The following is a 25,962-nucleotide window of genomic DNA, read 5'->3' as shown; positions in this document are numbered from 1 at the left end:
CATCGCAAACGGAGGGGACGAAACTGGAAAACTTTGCATGTTTATATGTTATTCGCGGCGAGCCCTACCGATTGGGCACCTGCGTGAATTTGAGCGCGGATGAAACGCTGGTCGGCCGGTTATCCAATCAGTTGACTCCGGATTTGGCGTTTACGAACGCTTTTATTTCCCGGCAGCATTTCGCCATCCGCAAGGTGCAGGACAAGGCGGTGCTGTACGATTTGGGGAGTCGCCACGGAACGGAGATCAATGGCGTACGGTTAACACCTTACAGTCCATATCCACTGAACAATTTTGATATCATTAAGCTCGCCAAAGGGATGAGCGTCCTCCACTTTTCTTATATGTTTGCCGATCAAACCCTTGAAATCGAACCGCTCGGCATCACCAGGCAGCTGGAAGTCCCGGAGCTTTCACTGACGATTCATTGGGAGAAAAGGGAATGTGTGGTGGAAGGCAAGCGGATTCAGATGTCCGAAAAAGAATATTTGCTAATTCGTGTGCTTCATGAGAATGCGAACCGGCTCGTTCCGCTCGAGGAAATCAAATCCAGAGTATGGCCGGAACGATCGCCGGGAGCTGAAGGCGTCCCGGATGTGACGCTCGACGAAATGAATGCCCTGGTCTACCGAGTGCGCAAAAAATACGGCAAAGACACCTTTCTTATTAGCGCAGTGCGTGGCAGCGGCTACGTGCTCGAATCGGAATTGAAATCGTCATAACGAAAGTGGGAATTACTAGATGAAGTATATACAGGCGGAGTATTCAGGCCCGCTGAACGGAAAGGTACATATACCGGGAGCGAAGAACAGTTCCCTTGCCCTGCTTGCCGCCGCTTGTCTGGCGGACGATATCGTAACGCTGGAGGGTATCCCGCGCATAGACGATGTCCGTATCGTTGCGGGGATTAGCCGGGATATCGGCATGGAGCTGAAACAGGAAGGCGGACAAGTCGTCATCGACCCGCGCTGGATTCACAGCGCCGTGATCGATCCGGGCAAGGCTTCGAGCTACCGGGCTTCTTATTATTTTGCAGGCGCGCTGCTGTCAAAATTCGGCAGAGTCACGATCGGATTCCCGGGAGGTGACGATTTCGTTTCAAGGCCGATCGATCAGCATATCAAGGTGTTTCAAGCGCTCGGGGCTCAGGTTCATATCTTCAAAAGTTATTACGTAGTCGAGGCCGCCGAGCTGAAGGGTGCGGATATTTATTTCGACACCATTACCTGCGGCGCGACAATTAATGCGATGCTGTCAGCTGTGCGGGCCAAAGGGAGGACGCAGCTGTACAACGCGGCAGTGGATCCAGAGGTGGTCGATACGGCCGCCTTCTTGAACCGGCTCGGCGCGCGGATATACGGGGCGGGAACGGAAAATATCCGCATTGAAGGCGTCCCTTATTTAAACGGGGGAATGCACGCGGTGATTCCGGACCGGCTCATCGCCGGCGCTTTTTTGATGGCGGCCGGGCTCCATGGGGGTCAAGTTACCGTCATGGACGTCATCCCTGAGCATCTTGGCGCTTGCCTCTCCAAACTGGAGGAGGTAGGGATGCATGTGGAATGTGGTGAAAGCCACATTACGGCTTACGGTACAGGCTCGCTCAAGGCAACGCGGATTCGTGCAGGCATGTATCCGGGCTTTGCCACCGATTTACAGCAGCCGATGACCGCACTTCTGCTGCAGGCTAAGGGCAAGAGCATCGTTACCGACCGCGTCTTTCCGAAGCGGTTCGCTAACGTGCCGCAGCTGCGGCGGCTGGGCGCAGAGATCGAGCTGCGACAAGAAAGCGCTTTTATCCGCGGCGGTGTTCCGCTGCAGGGCGGCTGGGTGCATGCTACGGATGTGCGTGCCGGCACCTGCCTGCTGCTTGCCGGCTTAGCTGCCGAGGGCAGCACGTTTATTACAGGCGTCGAGCACATCGAGCGCGGCTATGAGGATGTTATCAGCAGCTTCCGATCTATCGGGGCCAAGCTCTCCATGCGCGAGCTGGATGTGCAGGAGCTGCCCGGCCGGATCCACATGCAAGGGTAAAAGTCAGAGCACTCCGTTAATGGATTAACCTTTCGCTCTCCCTATAACGAACATAGAAAGTCCCTGGCTTACAAATCACACATTCCATTGTTTAAAAAGGGGAGGAAGATGAAGTGACTCCAAAACATATAGTTTCTGCGGCAGCAATTGTAGTTAATGAACGTAACGAAATATTATTGATAAGGGGGCCTAGACGAGGATGGGAAATGCCAGGAGGGCAGGTTGAAGAAGGTGAATCTTTGAAAGATGCAGCGATAAGGGAAACAAAGGAGGAGAGCGGTATAGAGATAGAAGTGATCAAGTTTTGTGGTGTTTTTCAAAATGTAAGTGCTTGTATTTGTAACACTTTATTTTTAGGCAGACCAGTCGGAGGAGAATTAACAACTACCCCTGAGTCTTTAGAAGTAGGATTTTTTCCAATTGAAACAGCATTTGAAATGGTAAATTGGGGAAATTTCAAGCAGAGAATTGAGCTTTGCTTAAATGAAGAACTTCATCCTTTTTATGTTGAATTTTCCATTCCGCTTAAGGATTGCTAGAGCGCCATAAGTTTTTTCCGAGGGACAGCGTTAACCTGACGGAAACGATAGTTTAAAAGGAGTTTTGTTTTTGGTAAGGACATAGTGTGACAAAATGTGGTTAATATGAATTAAAGGAGAGCATTCTTTATGTTTTTTATTACCAATCCTAAAGTTTCCGGGTTTATACCTCAATGGTCCCCATTTAGAGGTTTTTCCATTTTATTTGATAATCCGGCAGACCGCTTGTTGCCTCTGGATGAGAACGGATAATTAAAGATGTTAAGTTGTGATATAGTGTCTCCAGAATTAGAATTTTACAAAACGCTGAATCAAACTCTTTCGTTATTCCCTGAAATTGTTAGCACGTACTTATTTTGCCCTCTTCCATTTCATTCATATCATGTGACACTTTGGGATGGCATTAACGATGCCAATGTTCAAAATGTATCGCGCGAATATAGATTCGATGGAGAGGACTTACTACAGGATTTATCTAACTCCTTTCTTAATATAAGTGATTTTTTTGAGGTTGACGGTCAGCCGCTAAAGATCATTATGGAAGAACCTATAGAATTCCAGTTCGATAAACTGATAAAATGGGGGAATTCTGTCCTTGTGGCTCGCTTGAAACCTTCAAATGCTAATTGTGAGATCCGTTTGAAAAAGATTGAAAAACAAAGGGAAAATCTTATTAAAAAGTACAAAGAGCGATTTGGTTTAGAAACATGTTTGCTATCTTATTCACCGCATGTTTCTTTGGGATATTTTGCAAATAAAGAACTGGCTGAATTATCGACGCCTATGATTGAGTACTGGAACGAACAATTTTTATTAGATACAAGAGGACTAACGATTACTTTCTACAGTAACAGCCTTTATGGTTTTAATAATATGGCTACCTTTTTCAAGAAATAAATGGAAGAGTATTGGTTTTACATCAACATTTTTGTGCTAAACGGATAATATAGTTCGAGTAAGCAGATTTTATCGGCAATCTGCTTTTTTTATTGAAGTTACCAGGTTTAATTGCATTAAAAATCTAATCGAAGAAAGGTTATGTTTGCCACCATATGACTAAAGAAGTGAAAGAGCGTTGGGCAGCGGAAATCGCGGTTCATCTTAAGGATCAGTTCGGACAATCCGTGAGAGAAGTGGTCTTAATCGATAAGGGCTGGCTCAACGTCAAGTGGAAGATGGTAACTGACCACGGGCCATTATTTGTAAAGTATTATCACCCGGAGCGATACAAGCTGCACACGCGTCCTGAAAGAAGAAGTGCAATCGAGAAGACGCTCCAACTGCAGCATGGGCTCAGTAAAGCCGGAATACCCTGCCCTAGGGTTTATTTTTATAACGGGCAGTTCATACAGGAAACTCCATCGGGTTTGTTTTATACAGTGCTGGATTGGGTCGAAGGACATATTGCTCAAGCCGGCTGCTTGAATTCTGCTCATATGTTTGAACTAGGCGCGGCAACTGGGCGAATGCATAAGTGGCTACAATCCGTACCACCAATGGACAAGCCTGCCTGGAAGCCGGACAGGGACGCCTATTTGCGAGAGTGGCAGGGCAACTGGGAGAAAGCGCAGGAGGCGGGAGATAAGACTGTAATGGAGTGGCTTAGTCGGTCACATGCCATTGTAAAATCAATGGATTTTCGCATCTTTGAACCATGCAAGGCCGGATGGTTGCATTGGGATTTGTGGGTGGATAATATTTTGCTGCATGAGCAGGGATTGGCCGGCATTGTTGATTTTGACCGAATGACGATGGCGTACCAGGAAATCGATGTGGCCCGTGCAGTCTTGTCAGGATCTTTGCGGGGCGGCCAGATGCGGATGGAGACAGCTCGAGCGTTTATGGATGGGTACCGTGGACAGTTGGAAGTACCACAAGGCATGCTTTCACGGGCTATGAGCATGATTTACTTGATCGAATCCATCTGGTGGCTTCGTACGGAGGTTCGTATTGAAAGCGAGCTTCGCGGATTACTTGGCCGGTTTGTCGAAGAAATGCATTGGATCGAAGATAATTGGGCAACATTGCCGGACCAATTGGATAATATATGAGTAAATTGCGCTAACGGAGATTGAAAGATAAAAGACTGAAAGGCCGTCTATTCGGGAGGTGAATAAGGGTTAATTTCTTATTAGTTTATTGAGCTAACAGATAATGATAGCGTGGAGTGGATGCCGTGGCAGCTGCTCCATTTTTCATTGGATTCCCCAGAAATATAATTCAGGCGGATGCATTAGAAATCCATCTGAAATCAGAAGGAAGGGGCATTGACAACGTTGTTTATATAGATGTCGATCATCACATCCTGATTGAGCGGCTAACCGGTAGATGGGTTTGTGCAAGCTGCGGCGAGACTTTCCACTTAATAAGTAATCCACCAAAGATAATTGATCGATGTGACTCCTGTAATGAGGCACTCATTCAGCGAGAGGATGACCGAGAAGAAACGGTAAAAGAACGTCTCAGGGTGAATGATGAGCTTACAAAACAACTAGAAATTTATTACGGTGAACGAGGGAATTTTAAAAAAATTAATGGTCTGAAAAATATTAATGATGTCGCAAAGGATATACTTAGTGTCTTAAAAAAATGACATGTTTTTAAAGATAGATAGAACAATAAACTCGTGCAAGCAAATGATATCGATATTCAACGGATTGAAAAGGCGCAGATGAAAATTGAATTCCTTTCTAAAAACAATATAATGTTCAGCATACGGGCTGTTTTGTCCAATACATGGGAGGTGTTTGAAATTAAAGGATACACATGTAGTTGCTGTGGTGTTTACCATGATGAACTCCCGACGAGTTTCGGGAACCCGGCACCTGTTTATTACGACATTGCCTCGCCCGAGGATCAGAATAAGAGGTTTGAGCTAGGAGAAGAATTATGTATTATGGATAATGAGTATTATTTTATCCGTGGCTGCATTGAAATTCCTATTATCGATACCGATGAACACCTGATTTGGGGAGTATGGGTTTCTCTGAGCGAGGCTAATTTCAATAAAACAAAGGAGTTCTGGGACAACCAGGAATTACTTGAGCCAATGTATGGTTGGCTTTCTACTTCTTTGCCTTGTTATCCCGACACAGTAAGCTTAAAAGCATTTGTACACCTTAGAGGAAATGGACTAAGGCCTTACATCGAACTGGAACCTACAGACCATCCTTTAGCGGTAGAATCTAAAATTGGAGTTACATATGAACGTGTTCAACAGATAGCTGAAGAACTATGTTCAAATAACGAACAATGACATTTTGGCCATTTCAAGATCCACAAAGTACGGCCGTAATTACAACATATGGGGTGATGATGAAGAAACGCTTCATATTATATGTATCACATGATGAAGATGATGGAATCTGGCAATTTCTTGAGGGCGCAACAATGGCTGAAGTTTGGGCAAAGCAATTGCGTTAGCTGAGAACGATAGTGGAATGGAGCAGATTGCAGGGACAGTCTGCTTTTTTCTGGTTTGTGGTAAACGATTTAGACAAAGGGAGGGAAAGAATATGAACAAAATTGAACTGTTTAAAAAGCTACACGAGTCGGATGAACTGTTGGTGCTTGGAAACGCATGGGATTTGCCTTCTGCACGCGTTTTCGAAAAGGCGGGCTTCAAAGCGATCGGTACAACGAGCTGGGGGATAGCGGCCAGTCTGGGGTATGCGGACGGGGAAGCGATCGAATTCGAACTGCAGCTTTCCGTGATTCAACGAATTGTTGATAATGTACAAATTCCTGTCACAGCTGATATAGAGTCGGGTTATGGACATAACGATGAGACGATTCTCAGCAACGTATTGAAGGTTGCAAATCTAGGGGCTTCCGGAATCAACATCGAAGATTCGATGAAAGGTGCAACGGGGCTGAAGCAGCTCTCGGATCAATGCCATCTTCTTACCAAAATAAGAGGTGCCTTAGACAATAACGGTTTCGTTCATTTTTTTATCAACGCTAGGATCGACGCCTATCTTCTGAATCTAGATCCGCTCAACGAAACACTGACTCGGTTGAAAGCTTATGTGGAGAGCGGTGCATCCGGGATCTTCGTACCCGGGCTAAAGCATGAAGAAGAAATCAAAACAATCGCATCCTGCACATCTGCACCACTGAATGTAATGGCACTTCCTGGCCTTGCCGATTGTGACAAGTTGAAGAAACTGGGAGTAAGACGTCTAAGTTTAGGAGGAGCATTGTACCGTAAAACCGCTACGTTACTGGAGCAATGTGCGTTAGAGATGCTTGATTCTCGTGATACCTCAATCTTATTCGAATAACATGTAGATACCAATGGTCAACCAAGCATTACTTTCAGATGAAGATTTGCAACTGACTGATAAAATTACAATATGATATGCCGGGTACGCCGATCTATGCAGTTTTGGGAACTAATAAACCTGCCGCCAAGCAGCTTTGGCGGCAGGTTTATTTGCATTTCCTCGCATTATTTTGTTAAACGGTTCAATCCGTTATTCTCATGTGGCGGATGGGATGGTTTCAGAACGTCCTCCAAAATGTACCACCAATCATACATTTCCAAATAGACCAAATCAAAAATCATAATCCCGTTGGTTGTCTCAAGCGTCTTCTTGATCGCTTGTTTGAACCGTTCCGGTTGACCTTGGTACTGCAGGAGATACAAACTTCCATATACAAAGGTATCCTGATTGACTACCTCGGTGCTTAGATTGCCCGCGCCTTCAACGCTCATCCACTCCGGATTTCCCGATGCAAGGGCTTCTTCAATTGTTATGTCACTGTAATACAGGCCGGTCATGATAAAGTCGAGCAACCCGGCGTATCCATATTTATGATAATCTTCGCTGGCCCATGGTTCATTTGGATGATAATCTTGGCTGCCCCAGTTTACCCCCTCACTATAATAATAAGGATACCACGACCCTACGTAAGTACTGAAATCAACATTATTATCGATGGATTTAACCAAAGCTTTCGCGTCTGCGAAGAAGTTGAAGATGTTATGCGCCCGCCATTCGATCCACTTTTTGTATAAGGGACCTGCAATAATCTGCGTCCCAGTATCGGTGAAAGTCACGGTAAAGATATCCGAAGGCCAATTCTGTACTTCATTGCCGATATACTTCTCAAATTCTTTGCGGCTTAGGTCACTGAAATCGGCGTAAATGTTCGAATATCTTGCCCGGTCCAAGACGAGTCCGTCGACATCGTAGTTTGTAACAATTTCTTTAATGATGTTTAACTCATATTCGCGAACCTCCGGAACTAAAGGATTGACGAAGGTAGAGAAAGTAGGGTAGCGGGAGGCCGGAATAATTGAGGTCTTGGATTGGTTTAAATTGACCGTATCGCCGACTTTCAGATTGCTCAGCATCCAAGTGCGTCCAGCACCGTGTCCGGACAAGATGTACCCGTTCACAGGGACCGTTCCGATTTGGCCGGTAGTCACACCGTCGATGATTTCAACGATTTTGTTATCAATGACGATGGCTTCAAGTCCCCAGCGGTTCACTCTATTCGCATAGTTGGAGGTGTATTTTACAATCGTATCGGTCGCTCTGACTACATTAGTACCGAAGAGATCATATTGGCTACCACTCAGAGCGGTAATGACCTGAGTCGCGTAATAAAACTGCGTTTGCCACTCCGGATGCCGGAACGCGGGACCGTCTTTATAGTCATTGTTGCCTTCAGAGAAAACATTGACGGCCGCATGTACTTTGATCCCCCTGGAGTGGGCTTCTTCGATAACGGTGGCAAGCAAGTCGTAATTAGGGGCAAAGAAATTTTGATATCTGGGAATTGTGCTGGAGCTGATATGAGGGGCAAATTGACTTTGGTAGCCGACAAATCCCGTATAGTTTTTGACATCCAGAACGACCGTGTCTATTTTGGCTTTCTTGGTCTTGTCTAACATGGCTCGCACAGATTCGCGAGTATTTAATCTACTTAGATTAGCCGCAAGATCATACCACAGAATGTTCGCCTTCAGGCCATTATCTGCGACCGCATTGCCCTTGTAATGTTGATTAATGGCTTCCTGCGCTTTCAGTCCTTTAACCTCTAATCCTTGTGCGTTAATGAAGTTTTCCAAGACTGCATCATGCTCAACGTTTTCGAGGATGGAAGGGTCGTTTGCGCCCAGTGTATGAAACGGGATCACCATGCTCATGCAAATAACCAAAATAAATACAATAGTTTTACGATAACGGCTCATTAGGATTCCTCCCTTTTTATACAGCAACACGCTGACTCTTGTTCGCGTAGCCTTCATCCTCTATAATCCCCACTTTTCGGATGATTTAGTTCTTATGTTTATTTAAAAGTACGACATCATATGGGGAAAAATTCCTCTTTCCTTATGCAAAATGAAATTTTCTTTCTTTATTTGAGGTATTTTACTCGGGATATTTAAGATCCAAATGGAATAACGTTCATTGTGGAGAAAAAAATCTTTTTTGTCGGGTCAAATGGTGAAAATCACCCGGGTTTCGTGGGAGAGGAGAATAGGATGAGACGAACAATAATGAAAGGGCTGGTCGTGTCTTGTCAGGCAATGCCGCATGAACCTCTATACGGAAGCGAACTTATGGCAGCTATGGCAAAAGCGGCTGAGCATGGAGGAGCCGTTGGGATTCGGGCGAATAGTGCGCAGGACATAGCCGCAATCAGAAAGGTGACTGAGCTACCGATTATCGGCATCAACAAGAGGGAGATTGCAGACAGCAGTATCTATATCACGCCGACATTGAAGGACGCCATAGATGTCATTGATGCCGGTGCTGATATCGTCGCAATTGATGCAACAACAGGCGTTCGTCCCGATGGGAAGACCCTTGCAAACACCATAAAGGCGATAAAAGACCGAGGAGCGCAGATCATGTGCGATATTTCCACATTGGAGGAGGGAATTCGTGCCTCACAGGCGGGGGCGGACTTTATTTCGACCACATTGTCGGGGTTCACCCCCTACAGCACACAGCAAGAGGAACCGGACTTCAAGCTCGTATCGGAGCTGGTTGGGAAGATTTCCGTCCCAATCGTAGCGGAAGGACGAATATGGGAGCCGCGGCAAGTGGTAATGGCACTTGAGCTCGGAGCCGCGTTTGTCGTTGTCGGCACCGCCATCACTAGACCACAGGTTATTACTCAGCGGTTTGTTGATGAAATCCGGGAATGGAAGCGAAACAACGCCGGGAGGTGACCCAGTGTCGCAGGAATTTAGTATCGGTATCGATATAGGGGAATCAAGATTAGAAGGCCGGTTTGGCAGGAGCGGTTTATCAATGTTGGAAGTATGGACAAGAGTAAGGATTAACGTTTTTGAAGAATTTCTCCATGTTCATTTTTGTAAGAAGCAGTAATTTTCACCGAATGACTGAATATACCTTTATTGAAACCAAAGAGAAAACGACCTGAATCGATAAAATCATCTTTGAGGGGGAAACAGGAATGGCAAATAAGCTTCGTTCTACCGCGATACTGCTGGCTATGATGTTGTTTATATCGGTCCTTTCGGCTTGCACTCAATCTACTACGGGTAAAACAACCGATCAAAAGACGGGAAATCAAGGCTCCGGGGCATCTGAGAATTCGAAAGGTAACAACCAGGCTTCTGCACCCAAAAATATAACATTGGATTTCTGGACTATTGCGCTTAGTCCTAACTTTGACGATTACATCAATGGAAGAATTGCCAAATACGAGCAGGAAAATCAGGGAGTCAAGATTAAATGGACGGATCTGCCGTTCACCGCCATTGAAAATAAACTTTTGACCTCTATTGCGGCTGGAAAATCTCCCGACGTTGTAAACCTGAATACAAACATGGCGCTTACGCTCGCAAGCAAGGGGGCGCTTGTCGATTTGAATAAACAAGCGACCGCTGAGCAAATCGGCATCTATTTTGAGGAGATGTATAAGTCAGCATCAATACAAGGCAGCACATTCGCGTTTCCTTGGTATATCGCTCCGCACGTTTTGATGTATAACAAAAAGATTTACGAGGCGGCGGGGCTTGACCCGAACGCGCCTCCCAAAACATGGGATGAAGTGAAGCAGCATGCAGCAGCAATTAAAGAAAAGACAGGCAAGTATGCATTTATCCCAACGATTGCCGTTTATGCCGATCTGGTGAATGCGGGGGTTCCAGTGATAAGTGAAGATAAGAAGAAAGTGGTTATTAATACACCTGAAGCTTTGACATATGCCAAATGGGTGAAAGCTCTTTATGACGAGGATCTGGTACCGAAGGACGGCATTACCGGCGGGTATACTTATGCACTCAATCAATTTCAGGCCGGAGAAGTCGCAATGTTGATTACAGGTTCCCAGTTTTTGAACCGTGTCAAACAGAATGCTGCGGATGTTTATGCGAATACGTTGATTGCGGATGTACCCACTCAATCATCCGGAAACATTCATGCGCCTTTGATGAATGTAGTCGTTCCTGCCATGAGTGATACTCATGAAGAAGCGATAGCTTTTGCCAACTATATTACAAACGACGAGTCCCAGCTTGAGTTTGCTAAGGTTGTCAACATCTTCCCGTCGACGAAGGAAGCGGCGAAGGATCCGTTCTTCACTGAGTCCGGGGAGGATCCGGAATCCAAAGCTAAAGTCATTGCCGCTGCAAGCCTGCCCCGGGCCATTGATATTACGTTTGGCGTTCCGGATCAGGGTGAATTAATTTCGATCTTAACGAAAGAGTGGGAAAAGATGCTTCTCGGGCAGCAGACCCCCGAAGCGACGCTCAAAAATGCGGAAGAACAGATGCAGAAGAAATTGGACGAAATTAACGCCAATTATTAATAGGAACTAACGAGTGGGGTGGGCCTATGCTCACTCCCTCGCATTACTTATGGCTATATGTACCTTTGAACAGGAGGGGAGGAAGTTATGTTGAACACTCGCAACCGCCGCTATCTCTTTGCCTACTTGATGATGGCGCCCGGACTCCTATTAATGGCCATTTTCACCTTTTACCCTATTATCTACGGTCTCCCTCTTACGTTCACCAACTACTCGGTTATAGGTGAGACAAAGTGGATTGGACTTGCCAACTTCAAACGCGCCTTTTCCGACCCTGACTTTCTACTCGCTTTGAAAAATTCCATTCTATATATCATTGTCGTTCCGGTCATTCAGATTCTATCGATATGCATGGCGATCCTTGTAAACAACAATCTTAAGGGAGTCCGCTTCTTTCGTGTTTCCTACTTCGTGCCGGTAGTGACTTCGATGGTCGCCGCAGCGATAGCCTGGAAATGGATGTTCGAACAGAAAGGGATAATTAACTTCATATTAGAGAGTGCAGGTATTACCAATGGCAATATCGCCTGGCTTGCGAACCCGGATACGGCCCTCTATGCCGTCATGTTCGTAACCGTCTGGAAAGGACTTGGCTACTATATGATGATTTACCTGGCCGGCCTGCAGTCTATTCCGTCAGAGCTGCAAGAAGCTGCGAAAATTGATGGAGCGAATCGCGCCCAAGTAATCCGGCACGTTACCATTCCGCTGCTTCAACCGTTTGTACTCCTTTGTTCCTTGCTGTCGGTCATGTCGGCCATCCGTGTATTTGATGAAGTATATATCATGACCGGCGGAGGCCCCGCCCATGCCTCGATGGTAACCGGAGTATACACGTATGTCAAAGCTTTCCAGGATTTTGATTTCGGTTACGCAGCCGCGATTGGATTGATTGTTTCCTTAATCGTCATGTTATTCTCGATCATACTGTTCAAGTACGGAAAGAAGGGAGGGTTAAACTATTATGGTTAACCGAGTCGCAGGTGCAGCGGTACTTTACACCTTGATGATTCTTACCGCACTTTTTTGCCTGGGTCCCTTTCTGTGGCTTTTGTCAACCTCGCTCAAAGTCAATGCCAATATCTATCAGTTTCCTCCCCAGTTCATTCCCTGGCCTATCACTTTCAAAAATTTTATCGATGTATTCAATATTATGCCGCTCTGGACTAATATCTGGAACACTGTGTTAATGACGGCAATGGGGGTCGGACTTAACCTGCTTACATGCACAATTATGGCGTATCCGTTGGCCCGTTTCCGCTTTCCCGGCCGCAATCTTATCTTTTATGCCATTATCAGCACGATGATATTGCCAAACGGCGCAGGAATGATCGTTCACTTTCTCATTATTCAAAAGATGGGACTGTATAATACGCTGCTAGGCATCGTACTGCCATCCGCCGTGACTGTTTTTAACGTGTTTTTATTAAGACAAGCGTTCATCACTATTCCTCAAGAAATGGAAGATGCAGCCCGAATCGATGGCGCAAGCGAATTTCGTATATTCTGGAACATTATGGTTCCTATGATACGGCCGGCTATCGCAACAATTGTGATTTTCGATTTCATGGCTTTCTGGAACAGCTTTATATGGCCGATTGTTGTTTTGGACGACCCTAATAAATATCCTTTAACCGCTGCGTTACAATATTTGCAAGGTGAACTCAGCTATAACTTTCCTTACATTGCGGCCGGTACGGTTATTTCTGTAATCCCTATCATTATCGTGTTTTTACTGCTTCAAAAACAATTCATTAACGGCATGGTCGGCGCGGTAAAAGGATAAGTGGAGTAGTATAGCGATCGGAGGCAATCGATAAAGTGCATGGAGAAGGGAAGAAAGAAGTTGAAAAAATATACAATCACGGCAAGCCCGTTGGTGATGATTTCAAGCATATATAATTCTTTGACCAAGGCGGAACAGAAAGTAGCGGATGTCGTGCTGTCCAAGACTGAGGAGACCGTGTACGCTTCTGTCACCGATTTGGCCGAAATGGCCTATGTGGGGGAAACCTCCGTTATCCGCTTTTGCAGAAAACTGGGCTTTCGGGGATATCAGGAATTTAAGCTGACTTTGGCGCAAGATCTCGTGGGTCCTACGGATAATATTCACGGCCGGATAGAAGAAATGGATGATACTCACACCATTTCGAGAAAAATCACCTCTTACAACTGCAAGGCACTGGCAGATACCCGGGATCTTCTTGATGAATTCCAATTGCACCGGGCTGCAGAAGCCCTAATTGCAGGAAGAAAAATCCATTTCTTCGGAGTAGGGTCATCGGGAAACACCGCGGCCGATGCAAAATACCGTTTTATGCGTTTGGGCTTCAATGTCGATTATGCTTCGGATTCTCATATTATCGCAATGAATTGCGCTTTAGTCTCGCCGGAAGATGTTGTTGTTGGGATCTCGACCTCCGGGAGCACCAAGGATCTGGTCGATGCCATCCGAATTGCGAAAGAATACGGAGCCTTTGTCATCTGCATCACTAACCATGCGAGAGCGCCAATTACGCATTACGCAGACGCCATTCTGTTAGCATCCTCCAGAGAAACACCGCTACAGGGAGGGGCCTTCTCATCCAAGCTGGCTCAAATACACGTACTGGACATTCTCTCCACCCTTGTTGTTCTTAGAAAAAAGGAACAGACAGCTGTTTCCCTTGAAAAAACCGCCAAATCCGTTGTAAAAAAAATGTATTGAAATCATAGGGATTTAGCTGCAATGAAGGTTGCGACTTACCGCTGGATGAAAGTTTTGAGGGTACCGGCCTATAACAGGGTACCTCTCATCAAAGAATGGAAGAATAGGTCGCTGCAAAGTATCTATGCATGTGTGAAATATTATAAGAAATAGTTTGGTTCATTCATAGAAAGCCGCTATTTATAATGATAAAGTGGTAGTGTCAAATAATCAAATCGTATATATTGGAGCGATGACAACGTGATGAGAACGACACTACTCGATGGAATATTTCAACAATCGCAACAAACAGGAAAAGGCTATTTGCTAAACATTGACGTTGACCGTCTGGTTGCGCCCTGCTATGAGGCGGCATCCCTCCAGCCCAAGAGGGCGCGTTACGGCGGCTGGGAATCGACGCCAATCGCAGGGCATTCCGTCGGCCACTGGCTGTCGGCTGCCGCGGCGATGTATGCCGTTACAGGAGACGAAGCGCTACTGCAGAAGCTGAACTATGCGGTTGACGAGCTGGCATTCGTGCAATCACACGATCCGTACGGGTATGTCAGCGGATTTGCGCGCGACTGCTTCGACCGCGTTTTCTTCGGCGACGGCGAATTTGAAGTGCACAACTTCGGCCTCGGCGGATCATGGGTGCCTTGGTACAGCATTCATAAGATTTATGCGGGCCTTATCGATGTATACAAGCTGACCGGCAGCGAGAAGGCGCTGCAAGTCGTCGTGAAGCTTGCCGATTGGGCAAAGAAAGGCAGCGACCGTCTGACGGACGAGCAGTTCCAGCGCATGCTGATCTGCGAGCATGGCGGCATGAACGAGGCGATGGCCGATCTTTATTTGATTACGGGCAATCGGGATTACCTGGAGCTTGCTATCCGCTTCTGCCATCAAGTGATTCTGGAGCCGCTCTCCCGAGGCGTAGACGAGCTTGAAGGAAAGCATGCAAATACTCAAATTCCGAAAGTGATAGGCGCAGCCAAGATTTTTGAGATTACGGGCGAAGAGAAGTATCGGAAGATGGCCGAATTTTTCTGGCAGGAAGTAACGCGCAACCGTTCCTACATCATCGGCGGCAACAGCATTTTCGAGCATTTCAGGGGAAAACATTCCGAGAAGCTGGGCGTCGAGACGGCGGAAACGTGCAACACTTACAATATGCTGAAGCTGACTGCGCATCTGTTCCGTTGGTCGCCGGATGCCGAATATATGGACTTCTACGAACGCGCTTTGTACAACCATATTCTGGCTTCGCAGGACCCGGACTCCGGTGCCAAAATGTATTTCGTATCGACGGAACCGGGCCACTTCAAAGTGTACGGCACGCACGACCAGTCGTTCTGGTGCTGCACCGGCACGGGGATGGAGAATCCGGCGCTTTATCAGCGCGATATTTACCATACCGACAGCGATGGCGTCTACGTGAACTTGTTCATCGGTTCGAGAGCGGTCATTAAGGAACACAATGTCGTCATTCGGCAGGAAACGGAATTTCCGAAGACGGATAAGGCGAGAATCGTGCTGGAGGAAGCGCAGGACGCTCGGTTCAAGCTTCGCATTCGCATTCCGTATTGGGCTGCCGGTACGGTGACGGCTGTCGTGGGAACGGAAACTTACTCGAGCTCGGAACAAGGGTATTTGGAGATCGAACGGCTTTGGAATGCCGGCGATATGATTGAAGTGACGCTGCCGATGGATTTGCACGTCTACCGGGCGAAGGATGACGACATGAAAGTCGGCTTCATGTACGGTCCTGTCGTGCTCGCGGGCGCGCTCGGAAGAGGACAGTTCCCTGAATGCGATATCGTGGACAATCATCTCAAGCTGCACCATCATCCGCTCATTAACGTTCCGATCCTGGTGACGGATGAGCCGGATGTGAAGCAATGGATCAAGCCGGCAGAGGGCTCGGCTTTAACGTTCGTCACCGATGCTGTGGGCGAACCTGGCGGCCAGCGCGTAACGCTCATACCGTTCTACGAATTGCATCATCAGCGCTATACGATTTATTGGACGATGATGAACAAGGAACAGTACGAGAACTACGTCGACCATGAGAAAGCGGAGCGGGAACGGCTTCATGCCATTACGATCGACGTCGTCAGCCCGCATGAGCAGCAATCCGAGGTCGAGCATGGTATTCAGTCGCAGGAGTCGAGATCCGGCTATTCCGTCCGCGCTCAGCAAGGCTATCGGGTAGCGGAAAATGGCGGTTATTTCAGCTATCGGATGGCAGTCGCGCCTGACAGGGCGATGGTCCTGCAAGTCACCTACTTTGGCAGCGACGGCGCTTATCATAACGAGCGCGGACGGAACGAGCGCGAATTCGACATTCTCGTCAATGGCAGCGCCATTGCTCGCCAGAAGCTTGAAGCGGCGCACCCGGAACAGCTTTTCGACGTGCTCTACAATATTCCAAGCGAGCTGATCAGCGGCAGCGAACACACAGAAGTGAAGTTCGTTTCGGCTAATGGAGGCGTGGTTGGCGGCGTCTTCGGAATCCGCATGGTCGACCGGCTTAAAATGGAGCAGTGGGAGTAGAAAGATTAACTCAACGCTACGAATTTGTACATTTGCTAATTCATGAACGAACATCCAAATCGGGTGTTCGTTTTTTTTGTTGGCAGGCCGGTGGGCAATGATATTTGGATCGCTCTTGCGTGGTGTGTTGGGATTCTGCTTGCAGCGTATTTTTTGCGATGAGGGTGTATAAAAAGCGGGTGTGAAATAGGACACCGCCGTTCGCGACGCGTTCGTTCTGGATTACGTCGAGGAACATTAAGAGAAGCGGCTGCGGGAGGCATAGATCGGGAGTGACCCGAAGAACGAGCGTGAGCGCCGCGCCTGGGATCGTGCTCGTCAAGATTTTGAACGTCCGCCAGATGCTAGGCAGGAAAGTACATGAAACAAATGGAATAAATATACAACCTTACCGTATTAGGAGGTCGTGAAATGGCGTTTCCGACACATATTGTATCGGCAGGCGGAAATGTAGAAGGTGGGAATGGAAATATCCTAAGCGGTATGACTCTGTGACTGATGTTCCTACGAAGGTCATATTTGAATTCGTGTGCAAAGCTGTGGTGGAGAGTTAGCTACTTCTGATGAAACGACCGAGTGCAGGTGGGTTCCAAAGGAAATTGTTCTTGATTTGATTACTTTACCCGCAATCCGCATGCGTTATGACAGGTTAAAGCCCTGTACTAATAACTAAATTGGCTTTAGCTAAAGGATTTACCGTTTCCATGTAGTAATCTTCCGCTTTCCAGTACCTATTGTTGAATTTTTGGATGTCCTTACGAGTACTTTCTGCTTCACGAGAGAAGCGCATATTTTTAGGGCAATCGAGATAAATTATGTAATCAAAAAATTCTCGCCACTCTTGTCGTTGAAGGAAAACACCCTCTATCAAAACAATACACTCATCTGGTATTAAAGCGGTTCTCGTAACTTGCTCATCGAGTTCGCTGTTATAAAAAAGCAGTTGTAATTCATTTTGCTTGCGTATTTTAGCAAATAAATAATCCCGCAAATAGTGAATGTCCCATTGTAAAGTATAGTACTCGTACCATTCTTCATGACCAGTAGCATATCTTTTCTTACGATTTACGATATGATCATCTATGTGGATCGTAATAAAGTTTAGCTGTAGCTGTTTTAGCCTTTTTCGTAGATCATCAGTAAAAGTTGTCTTCCCAGAACGACTTAAACCATCTATTCCCAAAATGAGTCTCTCTTCTTTTTTTGAATTTATGATCTTATTCATGACCGTGTCCATTTGACTGTTTTCTTCTTCAAGAGAAGAGTCCAAAACCACCATCTCCTTACCCCAACATTTCCAATTATAGCAATTGGATTGAGCTGTGGCTATTAAACTATCCTGCCAGTTCGTATTATGAGGTCACCAGGGTATGTTATTTTTTACCAAAGGGAATTCGGAATCGAACAAGCACAACCAAATAGCTTTGAACTACAGCAATTCGAGGGGCGAACGAGTTGTTTGAAAACATGAAGCGGGAAGCAGGGGCGTTAAGGTGAAGCAAGATAGCGCTTACGACTACCAAAAAAGAAATTGTTGACGTCCGGTGTCGGACAAGCTATTATGGAGTCAAAGGATGAAATATTCTAAGAGATTTTGATGAAACCTACCGCCTCTCTTTTCTAAAAAGGGGGGGAAGCATGAATCCGCTCGATAAAATAATGTCGACCGAAGAGGCGTCCAAACTTTGGGGGGTGCATCAAGACCATGTAAAAAGGTTGTGCCGCGAAGGAAAGGTAATCTGCCGGAAATTCGGCAAGACTTACATCCTGGTGAGGAACCAGCCGAAGCCTGGCGCAAACAGGGCGGTTAATTCCGGCTAATGAGAAGGGAACTGCTTAGATGGTCTATGATGGAATCGTTATCGGTCTAATTGTCGGATTCATTCGTGCAGGATGGCGCAGCGGCTTGACGGCACTTTCGCAAATAAGCATAAAAGGAGGCATACTGTTTCCGATCTTGCTCGGGATACAATTGATTATCGTGCTGATCGGGGATCGTATTCCTTACATAAAGTCATTCAGCGGTTATATGTTCATGGCGGTTTACGCCGCCGGGCTCTATGTACTCTGGCTAAACCGCAAGGAGAAAGGGTTCTGGTGGATCTTCGCCGGTGTTGGACTCAACTTCCTCGTCATGCTTGTGAACGGCGGACGGATGCCGGTATCGATCGACGCCGCTTCCGTGCTCGGTCACCATTACGTCGAGATGCTTCAGAACGGAACGACCGACTCCAAGCATGCGGCATTAACTGCAGCGACAAGATTACCTTTTCTCGGGGACATTATTCCACTATCCGCTCCATATCCTAGGACCCAGGTAATCAGCGTAGGGGATGTCATCATGAACTTCGGAATTTTCGTCTATCTGCAGTCTGTGATGATGGCTTTCAGAACAAATTCATCCGTTGTTAATGCAAAATAATATAAATATTAAATTTTATAAAGGAGAATGATTAAAATGAAAAAAGTTGAAGGAATTAAAATTACCCGTATTTTGGTAAATGCTGTGATCGTCGCTTCCGTTATTGTTGCTCTCACTTCCGGTTTTAGATACATTTAGGATGCCATCACCTGAATCAGTAGGACTTTGTTCTTACATATGAATCTAAAATCGTGTATGATAAGGGGGAACAGGTTATCCTGTTCCCCGTTTTTTATTTGCACGTGTCGGAGGGTCTGAGGAAACAATGAGGCTCACTCAAAAACTTGCTGGCTTTCGTCAGCCCGGTAACTTGTATTTGTTATTGAAATCCTTTGCGGGGATGCTCCTCTTTGCGGCAACGGGCAACTTGTCCATAAATTCTTATTCAATGACACAATGGGTTATTATTTATTCGATGGTTGGAGCCGTACTCCTTTTAAGCCATTTTATTTTTGCTCTATCCCCGGAAGGGAACGGACAGTCAATGGATTCTTCCGTCTATTTGGCTGCACTGTTTCTATACGGAGGGGGTGTTGCCTTATTTGTTTTGTTACTCAGTTCAGTAGTTTTCATGATTTATGCCCGGAATACAAAGTGGTGGAAACACATCCTTAATTTTTCTATGTATACTTTTATGATAAACGGAGCAGGGTTAACATTTCACCTTTTAGGTGGAGAAACTGGTCCTTTCAATATTAATTACATGTATGCGTATTTAGTAGCTTTAGCTGCATATTTTACGTTGAATGTCATCTTGTTTGGTTGTTATTATCTAATTCTTTATAAAGGATCAGTATTTAAGTTCTTAAAGAATATCATGAGAGATATTCTCTTCGCTTATCTGAGTACGTTACTTTTATCTGTCGTTCTTGTCATCCTTATGGCTCAGAATGGTTCATTGGGTTTGTTTCTGTTCTTGGCTATCGGTATACTGCTGTCCCATGCCTTTCAACAATTATTTAAAATGTATAATTCAGTAAGTGAGAAAGCAAATACGGACCAGCGCACCGGTTTATACAGCCACAGCTGTTTTGAGGAAAAGCTGGATGAAGCTATAAAGGTTGCAAAAAAGCAGGAATCCCCTTTATCCCTTGCGATGATAGATTTAGACGACTTCAAAAAATATAACGACACGTTTGGGCATCTTCAGGGAGACCGGCTTCTCGGTTTTTTCGGAGAGCTTGTCAAGTCGGAGTGTGAGTCGAAAAATTTCATTGCCGCGCGCTTTGGCGGTGAAGAATTTGCGATCATTATGCCCGGATTTACGCAGGAGCAATCGAAGGCTTTTATTGACGGACTTCGAAAGAAAATCAACGACAGCCCTTTCGACGGCGTGGAAATATTTCCGCATGGCTGTTTGTCATATTCTGCAGGTATCATTGAACTTAGAAAGGAGATGCATGATAAGTCTCAGCTAATCGATTGGGCAGACCGTGCGGTATACGCGGCGAAATCGAAAGGCAAAAATATGGTCCTGATCTACGGGGAAGAGAGCCGATTGCCTCAACGCCTTGAAGACGACATTAAAGAACTGGAACAACAGCTTAAAATCTTTTTGTCCAAAGACGTGTACACCTTCAAACATTCGAAAAGAGTATATTCCTATGCGGTTGATATGGCTGATGTGTTGAAGCTTAATGATGCGAATCGACGCCTGCTGGTGCTGGGGGCATTGATACACGATATTGGAAAGCTCGAAATTCCAAGGGATATCTTGAACAAGAAAAGCAAGCTAACGAGCGAGGAATGGGAAATTGTCAAAAAGCACGTGTTGTGGGGTAAAGAGATTGTGCTTGTGAACGGTAAATACAAAGATCTCGTACCGCTTGTCGAGCTGCATCACGAACGTTACGACGGGAAAGGTTATCCGTACGGCTACAAAGGAGAAGAAATTCCGCTTCTGGCCCGCATGCTTTGTATAATTGACTCCTTCGATGCGATGACGACGGAACGCCCTTATCAGGCAACGAAATCGTTTGCCGATGCCTTGCAGGAAATCAGAAACTGTGCCGGCTCCCAATTCGATCCTGAGCTCGCCGCCCAGTTTATCCGTTATATGGAAAATAAGATGGCTCCAACCGGATGAGCTTCGCCTAATGCCGTGAAGTCCCGCCGATTTAATGCTACCGAACAGTAGCACTCCATTGCATCGAATCATGGATTTGCCTCGCCACTGTTCCGGCAATGTAGAATTTGAGGTGATTTGACCTCTGTATATTAAGGAGAAACACATGCGTCGACTGACTTTGTTCGTTCTGCCTGTCCTGATCGTTTTGGTGTCCACCCCGGTTCTTGTCTATGCCGGTTCGGAGCTGTCCGATGTGGAGCACGAGCTGCAGGAAGTTCAACAGGAAAAGAAAGCATCGCAGCATAAAATATCGGATTCCATGAATCAAATCAATGTGATTCAAAAGGATGTCCTAGCTGCGAACGCTAAATTAGATGATCTAAATAATCACATCAACGATGTGACCAATCAGACACAGTCGCTTCAATCCAACATTCAGAAAGAAGAAGCCGATTTGACACAGACCGCTCAGGACTTACAAGATGCGGATTCTCGTGTAAAACAGCGGGACCAAATGTTGATGAATAAATTGCAGGTTATCTATAAGGACGGTAATGTCAGTTTCTTGGATGTCTTGATGCATTCCACCAGTTTCTCAGATTTTCTCAACCGCTGGCAGTATTTGGACCAAATCATTGGCTTCGATAAAGAGATGTTGGAGCGCAATAAAGAAGATAAAAAGCTTATTGCGGGGAAGGAAACGTTGTTGCAGCAGGAGCTGGCGGAAGTCAAACAGAACTATGAAACCATCCAACAGCAGCAGAAGACGCTGCTTGCCAATAAAGCTAAAGAAACTGTAACAATCGCGAGCAATTCGCAGAAAGAGCAGGATCTGAATTTTGCACCCAGATATCTGACGGCCCGGCGAATTCTGACCGATGAGCAGTACAATGCTATTATACAATGATCTATTTTTCATTTATTTTTATAATACAGAGGAGACCGCTTTGGAGTATTTTGCAATCGTGAGCGCAACAAGCTAAGATTCTGTATTGGGAGCAATAGCGGCTTCTAGATTTGCTCAAAGGACAAGAACATATATGCATAGATACCGCGTAAATCGCGGTTTTTCTTATTTTATGGATATAAGTTCTTGTCCACAGTCGAGGACAAGAACCTATATCCATGGCCGGAATTGTGAGGACATCCGGCTCTCCAACAGTCCAATAGCTCGTCAGCATTAAGGAATTGTCATTTCGGGCAGAATAGTTCACCTTCTTAATGACACATCGAGGAATTGGTGCTAAAATTAATCGGAACATATGTTCTTTTTTGGATATGAACACAAGATGATTCGATTCCATAGGAAATCGAATTAACGTACGGATTGAGCCATGGGCAGATGCCGACCTTGCTCTACTTTACCGCCTGAATGCACCGGAGATGCTAGAACACCTGGGAGGTCCGGAGAGCGAGGAACAGATCATCGCACGCCACAATCGGTACCTTGAGATCGGCAGGAAGGGGACTGGTCGTATGTTCAGCATCGTCCTGCTCCCTGAACTCGAAGCGGTCGGTAACATTGGGTACTGGGAACGCATCTGGCAGGATGAGACAATATACGAGATCGGCTGGGGCGTCTTGCCACTCTTCCAGGGCAGAGGCATAGCGGCTGCAGCTACCGCAGCTGCCCTCGTAAGTGCCAGCACAGAGCAAAAACACAGGTACATTCATGCATTCCCGTCCGTCGACAATCCTGCGTCAAACGCAATTTGCAGGAAGCTCGACTTCTTGTTCATTGGCGAGTGCGCCTTCGAGTACCCACCGGGGTACATCATGCGATGCAATAGCTGGTGCATGGATCTCACCAAGACAACGTGAACGGGGAATTTATAGGATAGTCATAGCCGTCTGAAGGATAAGTGAGAATTCGCTGAATGGCTAAGCTAACAGGGCACGATAGTGGAATGAAGCAGATTGCATCGGCAGTCTGCTTTAATCATTGAATTAACTGGCAGAATTCTTTAATAAATACGACTGAAATGCTATCTTAAACGGATGATAGGAACTAACACGTCAGGAGGGAGTTTTATCTTAAATACCATATCATATTTGCAATCAGGGAACGAAATTCAGCGTCGTGCCTACAATATAATCATGGCATTAAACATCCTCAATGACCTGGCTGAATATAATCCTACCCTATGTGGGACAAACCCAATCTCGATTGACATTCAGGGTTCCGATCTAGACATTATTATGGAAGTTAATAACTTCGAACCTTTTAAGGATAAAGTTAAGTCTTTGTATGGAAATCTAGAAGGGTTTATTTTGACGGAGTTAACCGTCAGAAATACTCCAACAATCACATCAAACTTTCGGTTTGGAGGGTTCGAGTTCGAACTGTTTGCCCAGCCCAATGCAGTTGAAAAACAAAATGCATTTATGCACATGATTATTGGAGGGGGATTGAATCTGATGCATTATTGGAGAAGCTTTTATTATTAATGGATTGAAACGAATGAAGTAAGACATGCTCGATGAGATTCTTTAGTTTTGGCAATAAGCTTGCATAATACTTTGCATGGGATTTGGGTATTTGCAAGAACCTTACGATCTTTGGAAATCTTGTTGCACAATAAAGCATACAAAGCCACTATATAAATCACTTATAGAGAAAGGATTAATTTTATGAAAATGGATTCCAACACAATTCTTATAACGGGTGGAACATCAGGGATTGGATTCGAGCTTGCTGCTCAGCTCGTTCAGCTTGGGAACACCGTAATTATTACCGGGCGGGATCAGTCCAAGCTGGATCTAGCAAAAAAGAAACTTCCATACGTTTACACATTTCAGTGTGATGTAAGCGATCCAAAGGCCATTTCCGACCTTTTTGAAAATGTAACCAGTCAATTTCCAGAACTGAATTTTCTGATCAATAACGCTGGGATTATGCGTAAATTGAACTTTCATACCAAAGAGGTTGATTTAGACGATATCAGTAGCGAGATTGAAATTAACCTCAGCGGTTCGATCCGTATGGTGAACCAATTCTTATCGCATTTAAAGGCGAAGAAATCCTCTGCGATTATGAATGTCTCATCCGCACTAGCATTTGTTCCTTATCCGGTATTGCCGGTATAATGTGCGACGAAAGCCGGTATTCATTCTTTTACACAATCATTGCGAATTCAGCTAAAAAATACTAATATTAAAGTGTTTGAATTGGCGCCTCCAACTATTCAGACCCCTATAATTAAAGCTCTTGATGGTATGAGATCAAAGGCGTAAAGCCAATGAATGCCGGTAAGATGGTTAGGTACGCAATCAAGGGTTTGGAAAAGGATCGCTTTGAGATCCTGCCGGGCCAGAGCAGTGCGCTAAAGCTCATGAGTCGTGTTGCACCTCAGTTTATGTTAAATCAGATGAGCAAAACCGTTAATAAATTGCTCGCTCAAACCAAGAGTTAACTTTAGCGGGCGAAATGACAACAAGGGATTCCAGTTCCTGCTTTGGCTTCTGCTACAGCGCATTATGACAGCTATCGAACGGAAAGGCTGCCGGCCAATTAAGCTGCAGGCGCAAAGGGATTATTTTGGGGCACATACGTTCGGGCGGGACCAGAGATTATTTGATCAATCCGTTGGATAAGATGATGGGAGGCAAGGTTCCGGAGGTGCATAATACATCAAGAAACTTTTCTAGCCCTGTGTTATCCAAGTATTTTGGGAGGAAGAATATGCTAATTACAGAAAATCAGACGGCAACAACATTCTCAAGGAAAAATCCATTTCACGCGAAGGTTCTTAAAAATGTAAATTTAAATGGCGCTGACTCCAATAAAGAAACAAGACATCTCGAGTTATCGTTAAAAGAATCAAGCCTTTCCTACGTCCCAGGAGATGCTCTTGGTATTATCCCCAAGAATGATCCGGAACTGGTGGCTTCTCTGCTTGAGGAAATGAAATGGGACGAAGAAACGTTAGTAACAATTAATAAGGAAGGCGATACACTTCGGTTAAAAGAAGCGCTGACAACCTACTTTGAAATTACACTGCTATCGAAAAAGATTTTACAGCAAGCGGTAGAATTTACCGAGAATGAAGAGTTGAACAAGCTTTTATTAAATGAAAATGCAAACCAACTGAAAGAATATATCTACGGGCGTGACTTGATTGATATGCTGCGCGATTTCGGGCCATGGAACGCTTCTGCCCAAGAGATGGTGTCTCTATTAAGAAAATTGACGCCGCGTCTCTATTCAATTGCAAGCAGCATTGCCGCTAATCCCGAGGAAGTGCATCTAACCATCGGTGCTGTGCGCTTCACGGCTCACGGACGTGAACGTAAAGGCGTTTGTTCGGTTTTAGTTGCCGAACGTCTTCAAGAAGGAGACACGCTTCCCGTATTTATTCAACCTAATAAACACTTCCATTTGCCGGCGTCTCAAGATACAGATATTATTATGGTTGGTCCGGGGACAGGCATTGCACCATTCCGATCCTTTATCCAGGAACGTGCGGTAACTAAAGCAACGGGCAGAGCATGGCTATTTTTTGGAGACCAGCATGCGGCATCGGATTTTCTTTATCAGAACGAGTTGGAACAGTATAAAAAAGATGGGGTCTTGACAAGAATAGAATCTGCGTTCTCCCGTGATAGGGCACAAAAAGTTTATGTGCAGCATAAAATGCTTGAAAACAGCAAGGAATTGTTTGAATGGCTGGAAAACGGAGCTTGCTTCTATGTTTGCGGAGATAAGCAATATATGGCGAAAGATGTCCACAACGCGCTTATCGAAGTTATTGAAAAAGAAGGTGCGATGAGCCGCGAAGCAGCGGAAGCTTATCTCAATGATATACAAGCTCAAGGACGTTATCAACGAGATGTGTATTAAAATGAATAGGTGTTACCGGCA

Annotated in this window: 24 protein-coding genes and 2 pseudogenes; 24 read left to right on the top strand and 2 right to left on the bottom strand. The window is 45.5% G+C overall.

The features are described 5' to 3' along the window. The first annotated feature begins 83 nt into the window (after positions 1–83). The 8 genes from KZ483_RS14705 (at position 84) to KZ483_RS14670 (ending at position 6,856) form a co-directional block, all read left to right on the top strand. On the top strand, positions 84–722 hold the full coding sequence (locus tag KZ483_RS14705; protein ID WP_258881258.1) for an FHA domain-containing protein: 639 nt from the start codon (positions 84–86) through the stop codon (positions 720–722). A 19-nt stretch (positions 723–741) separates the two neighbouring features. Further along, positions 742–2,034 (top strand): UDP-N-acetylglucosamine 1-carboxyvinyltransferase, encoded by a 1,293-nt coding sequence (gene murA / locus KZ483_RS14700; protein ID WP_220348110.1) that lies wholly within the window; start codon positions 742–744, stop codon positions 2,032–2,034. Positions 2,035–2,147: 113 nt separating this feature from the next. Next, a complete protein-coding gene (locus KZ483_RS14695; protein WP_220348109.1) occupies positions 2,148–2,573 on the top strand; it encodes an NUDIX hydrolase in 426 nt (141 codons plus the stop codon). Positions 2,574–2,849: 276 nt separating this feature from the next. Then, positions 2,850–3,470 carry a hypothetical protein gene (locus KZ483_RS14690; RefSeq protein WP_220348107.1) on the top strand — a complete coding sequence of 207 codons (621 nt, stop codon included), beginning with the start codon at positions 2,850–2,852 and terminating at the stop codon, positions 3,468–3,470. Between the two features lie 155 nt (positions 3,471–3,625). Continuing rightward, entirely contained in the window at positions 3,626–4,624 is a 999-nt protein-coding gene (locus tag KZ483_RS14685; RefSeq protein ID WP_220348105.1) for a phosphotransferase enzyme family protein, read from the top strand. Positions 4,625–4,749: 125 nt separating this feature from the next. Then, complete coding sequence (locus tag KZ483_RS14680; protein WP_220348103.1) at positions 4,750–5,166, top strand: adenylate kinase family protein; 417 nt, start codon at positions 4,750–4,752, stop codon at positions 5,164–5,166. A 150-nt stretch (positions 5,167–5,316) separates the two neighbouring features. After that, positions 5,317–5,829 carry a DUF2199 domain-containing protein gene (locus KZ483_RS14675; RefSeq protein ID WP_220353458.1) on the top strand — a complete coding sequence of 171 codons (513 nt, stop codon included), beginning with the start codon at positions 5,317–5,319 and terminating at the stop codon, positions 5,827–5,829. A 259-nt stretch (positions 5,830–6,088) separates the two neighbouring features. Then, complete coding sequence (locus tag KZ483_RS14670) at positions 6,089–6,856, top strand: isocitrate lyase/PEP mutase family protein (protein ID WP_220348100.1); 768 nt, start codon at positions 6,089–6,091, stop codon at positions 6,854–6,856. Positions 6,857–7,023: 167 nt separating this feature from the next. Here the strand turns inward: KZ483_RS14670 and KZ483_RS14665 are convergent, their stop codons facing one another. Then, positions 7,024–8,775, bottom strand: coding sequence for an alpha amylase family protein (locus KZ483_RS14665; RefSeq protein ID WP_220348098.1), 1,752 nt, complete (start codon positions 8,773–8,775; stop codon positions 7,024–7,026). A gap of 294 nt (positions 8,776–9,069) precedes the next feature. On the opposite strand from KZ483_RS14665, the gene KZ483_RS14660 reads away from it, so the two are divergent. From KZ483_RS14660 to KZ483_RS14630, 7 genes and pseudogenes are all read left to right on the top strand, one after another. Then, positions 9,070–9,762: an N-acetylmannosamine-6-phosphate 2-epimerase gene (locus KZ483_RS14660; protein WP_220348095.1), complete on the top strand. Its 693-nt coding sequence runs from the start codon at positions 9,070–9,072 to the stop codon at positions 9,760–9,762. Between the two features lie 248 nt (positions 9,763–10,010). Next, positions 10,011–11,369: an ABC transporter substrate-binding protein gene (locus KZ483_RS14655; RefSeq protein WP_220348092.1), complete on the top strand. Its 1,359-nt coding sequence runs from the start codon at positions 10,011–10,013 to the stop codon at positions 11,367–11,369. An 87-nt stretch (positions 11,370–11,456) separates the two neighbouring features. Continuing rightward, positions 11,457–12,341: a carbohydrate ABC transporter permease gene (locus tag KZ483_RS14650; RefSeq protein ID WP_220348090.1), complete on the top strand. Its 885-nt coding sequence runs from the start codon at positions 11,457–11,459 to the stop codon at positions 12,339–12,341. Next, entirely contained in the window at positions 12,334–13,155 is an 822-nt protein-coding gene (locus KZ483_RS14645; protein WP_220348088.1) for a carbohydrate ABC transporter permease, read from the top strand. The genes KZ483_RS14650 and KZ483_RS14645 overlap by 8 nt, the downstream gene beginning before the upstream one ends. A gap of 39 nt (positions 13,156–13,194) precedes the next feature. Continuing rightward, on the top strand, positions 13,195–14,076 hold the full coding sequence (locus KZ483_RS14640) for a MurR/RpiR family transcriptional regulator (protein WP_220348086.1): 882 nt from the start codon (positions 13,195–13,197) through the stop codon (positions 14,074–14,076). Positions 14,077–14,319: 243 nt separating this feature from the next. Continuing rightward, positions 14,320–16,611 (top strand): glycoside hydrolase family 127 protein, encoded by a 2,292-nt coding sequence (locus KZ483_RS14635; RefSeq protein WP_258881740.1) that lies wholly within the window; start codon positions 14,320–14,322, stop codon positions 16,609–16,611. Positions 16,612–16,698: 87 nt separating this feature from the next. Beyond that, positions 16,699–16,796, top strand: a pseudogene (locus tag KZ483_RS14630) (ABC transporter permease); the annotation flags it as partial. Between the two features lie 464 nt (positions 16,797–17,260). Here the strand turns inward: KZ483_RS14630 and KZ483_RS14625 are convergent. Further along, complete coding sequence (locus KZ483_RS14625; protein WP_220353457.1) at positions 17,261–17,848, bottom strand: kinase; 588 nt, start codon at positions 17,846–17,848, stop codon at positions 17,261–17,263. 401 nt (positions 17,849–18,249) lie between these two features. On the opposite strand from KZ483_RS14625, the gene KZ483_RS14620 reads away from it, so the two are divergent. The 9 genes and pseudogenes from KZ483_RS14620 to KZ483_RS14575 all read left to right on the top strand — a co-directional run bounded on the left by KZ483_RS14620 (position 18,250) and on the right by KZ483_RS14575 (position 25,941). Then, a complete protein-coding gene (locus KZ483_RS14620) occupies positions 18,250–18,432 on the top strand; it encodes a helix-turn-helix domain-containing protein (protein ID WP_220348082.1) in 183 nt (60 codons plus the stop codon). Between the two features lie 19 nt (positions 18,433–18,451). Continuing rightward, positions 18,452–19,033 (top strand): DUF5317 domain-containing protein, encoded by a 582-nt coding sequence (locus KZ483_RS14615; RefSeq protein ID WP_220348080.1) that lies wholly within the window; start codon positions 18,452–18,454, stop codon positions 19,031–19,033. 265 nt (positions 19,034–19,298) lie between these two features. Next, positions 19,299–21,119, top strand: coding sequence for a bifunctional diguanylate cyclase/phosphohydrolase (locus tag KZ483_RS14610; protein ID WP_220348078.1), 1,821 nt, complete (start codon positions 19,299–19,301; stop codon positions 21,117–21,119). Positions 21,120–21,264: 145 nt separating this feature from the next. Beyond that, positions 21,265–22,008, top strand: a complete 744-nt coding sequence (locus KZ483_RS14605) for a coiled-coil domain-containing protein (RefSeq protein WP_220348077.1) — start codon at positions 21,265–21,267, stop codon at positions 22,006–22,008. A 395-nt stretch (positions 22,009–22,403) separates the two neighbouring features. Then, positions 22,404–22,922 (top strand): GNAT family N-acetyltransferase, encoded by a 519-nt coding sequence (locus KZ483_RS14600; RefSeq protein WP_220353456.1) that lies wholly within the window; start codon positions 22,404–22,406, stop codon positions 22,920–22,922. A 276-nt stretch (positions 22,923–23,198) separates the two neighbouring features. Continuing rightward, a complete protein-coding gene (locus KZ483_RS14595) occupies positions 23,199–23,549 on the top strand; it encodes a DUF4269 domain-containing protein (protein WP_258881256.1) in 351 nt (116 codons plus the stop codon). Between the two features lie 183 nt (positions 23,550–23,732). Continuing rightward, positions 23,733–24,335: pseudogene (locus KZ483_RS14590) on the top strand (SDR family oxidoreductase). Between the two features lie 5 nt (positions 24,336–24,340). Then, positions 24,341–24,514, top strand: a complete 174-nt coding sequence (locus tag KZ483_RS14580; RefSeq protein ID WP_220348070.1) for a hypothetical protein — start codon at positions 24,341–24,343, stop codon at positions 24,512–24,514. Positions 24,515–24,783: 269 nt separating this feature from the next. Continuing rightward, a complete protein-coding gene (locus KZ483_RS14575; RefSeq protein ID WP_258881255.1) occupies positions 24,784–25,941 on the top strand; it encodes a sulfite reductase subunit alpha in 1,158 nt (385 codons plus the stop codon). Positions 25,942–25,962 lie beyond the last annotated feature (21 nt).

It is taken from the genome of Paenibacillus sp. sptzw28, from assembly GCF_019550795.1.
Taxonomy (GTDB): domain Bacteria; phylum Bacillota; class Bacilli; order Paenibacillales; family Paenibacillaceae; genus Paenibacillus_Z.
The sequence above is the reverse complement of the archived record's forward strand: the minus strand, read 5'-3'. Positions and strand labels throughout refer to the sequence as shown.

Excerpts from the sequence above, each read along its gene's own strand:
- murA (WP_220348110.1), top strand. The coding sequence starts at position 742 with ATGAAGTATATACAGGCGGAGTATTCAGGCCCGCTGAACGGAAAGGTA.
- KZ483_RS14685 (WP_220348105.1), top strand. The coding sequence starts at position 3,626 with ATGACTAAAGAAGTGAAAGAGCGTTGGGCAGCGGAAATCGCGGTTCAT.
- KZ483_RS14670 (WP_220348100.1), top strand. The coding sequence starts at position 6,089 with ATGAACAAAATTGAACTGTTTAAAAAGCTACACGAGTCGGATGAACTG.
- KZ483_RS14665 (WP_220348098.1), bottom strand. The coding sequence starts at position 8,775 with ATGAGCCGTTATCGTAAAACTATTGTATTTATTTTGGTTATTTGCATG.
- KZ483_RS14660 (WP_220348095.1), top strand. The coding sequence starts at position 9,070 with ATGAGACGAACAATAATGAAAGGGCTGGTCGTGTCTTGTCAGGCAATG.
- KZ483_RS14655 (WP_220348092.1), top strand. The coding sequence starts at position 10,011 with ATGGCAAATAAGCTTCGTTCTACCGCGATACTGCTGGCTATGATGTTG.
- KZ483_RS14650 (WP_220348090.1), top strand. The coding sequence starts at position 11,457 with ATGTTGAACACTCGCAACCGCCGCTATCTCTTTGCCTACTTGATGATG.
- KZ483_RS14645 (WP_220348088.1), top strand. The coding sequence starts at position 12,334 with ATGGTTAACCGAGTCGCAGGTGCAGCGGTACTTTACACCTTGATGATT.
- KZ483_RS14640 (WP_220348086.1), top strand. The coding sequence starts at position 13,195 with ATGGAGAAGGGAAGAAAGAAGTTGAAAAAATATACAATCACGGCAAGC.
- KZ483_RS14635 (WP_258881740.1), top strand. The coding sequence starts at position 14,320 with ATGAGAACGACACTACTCGATGGAATATTTCAACAATCGCAACAAACA.
- KZ483_RS14625 (WP_220353457.1), bottom strand. The coding sequence starts at position 17,848 with ATGGACACGGTCATGAATAAGATCATAAATTCAAAAAAAGAAGAGAGA.
- KZ483_RS14620 (WP_220348082.1), top strand. The coding sequence starts at position 18,250 with ATGAATCCGCTCGATAAAATAATGTCGACCGAAGAGGCGTCCAAACTT.
- KZ483_RS14615 (WP_220348080.1), top strand. The coding sequence starts at position 18,452 with ATGGTCTATGATGGAATCGTTATCGGTCTAATTGTCGGATTCATTCGT.
- KZ483_RS14610 (WP_220348078.1), top strand. The coding sequence starts at position 19,299 with ATGAGGCTCACTCAAAAACTTGCTGGCTTTCGTCAGCCCGGTAACTTG.
- KZ483_RS14605 (WP_220348077.1), top strand. The coding sequence starts at position 21,265 with ATGCGTCGACTGACTTTGTTCGTTCTGCCTGTCCTGATCGTTTTGGTG.
- KZ483_RS14595 (WP_258881256.1), top strand. The coding sequence starts at position 23,199 with ATGGCATTAAACATCCTCAATGACCTGGCTGAATATAATCCTACCCTA.
- KZ483_RS14580 (WP_220348070.1), top strand. The coding sequence starts at position 24,341 with ATGAATGCCGGTAAGATGGTTAGGTACGCAATCAAGGGTTTGGAAAAG.
- KZ483_RS14575 (WP_258881255.1), top strand. The coding sequence starts at position 24,784 with ATGCTAATTACAGAAAATCAGACGGCAACAACATTCTCAAGGAAAAAT.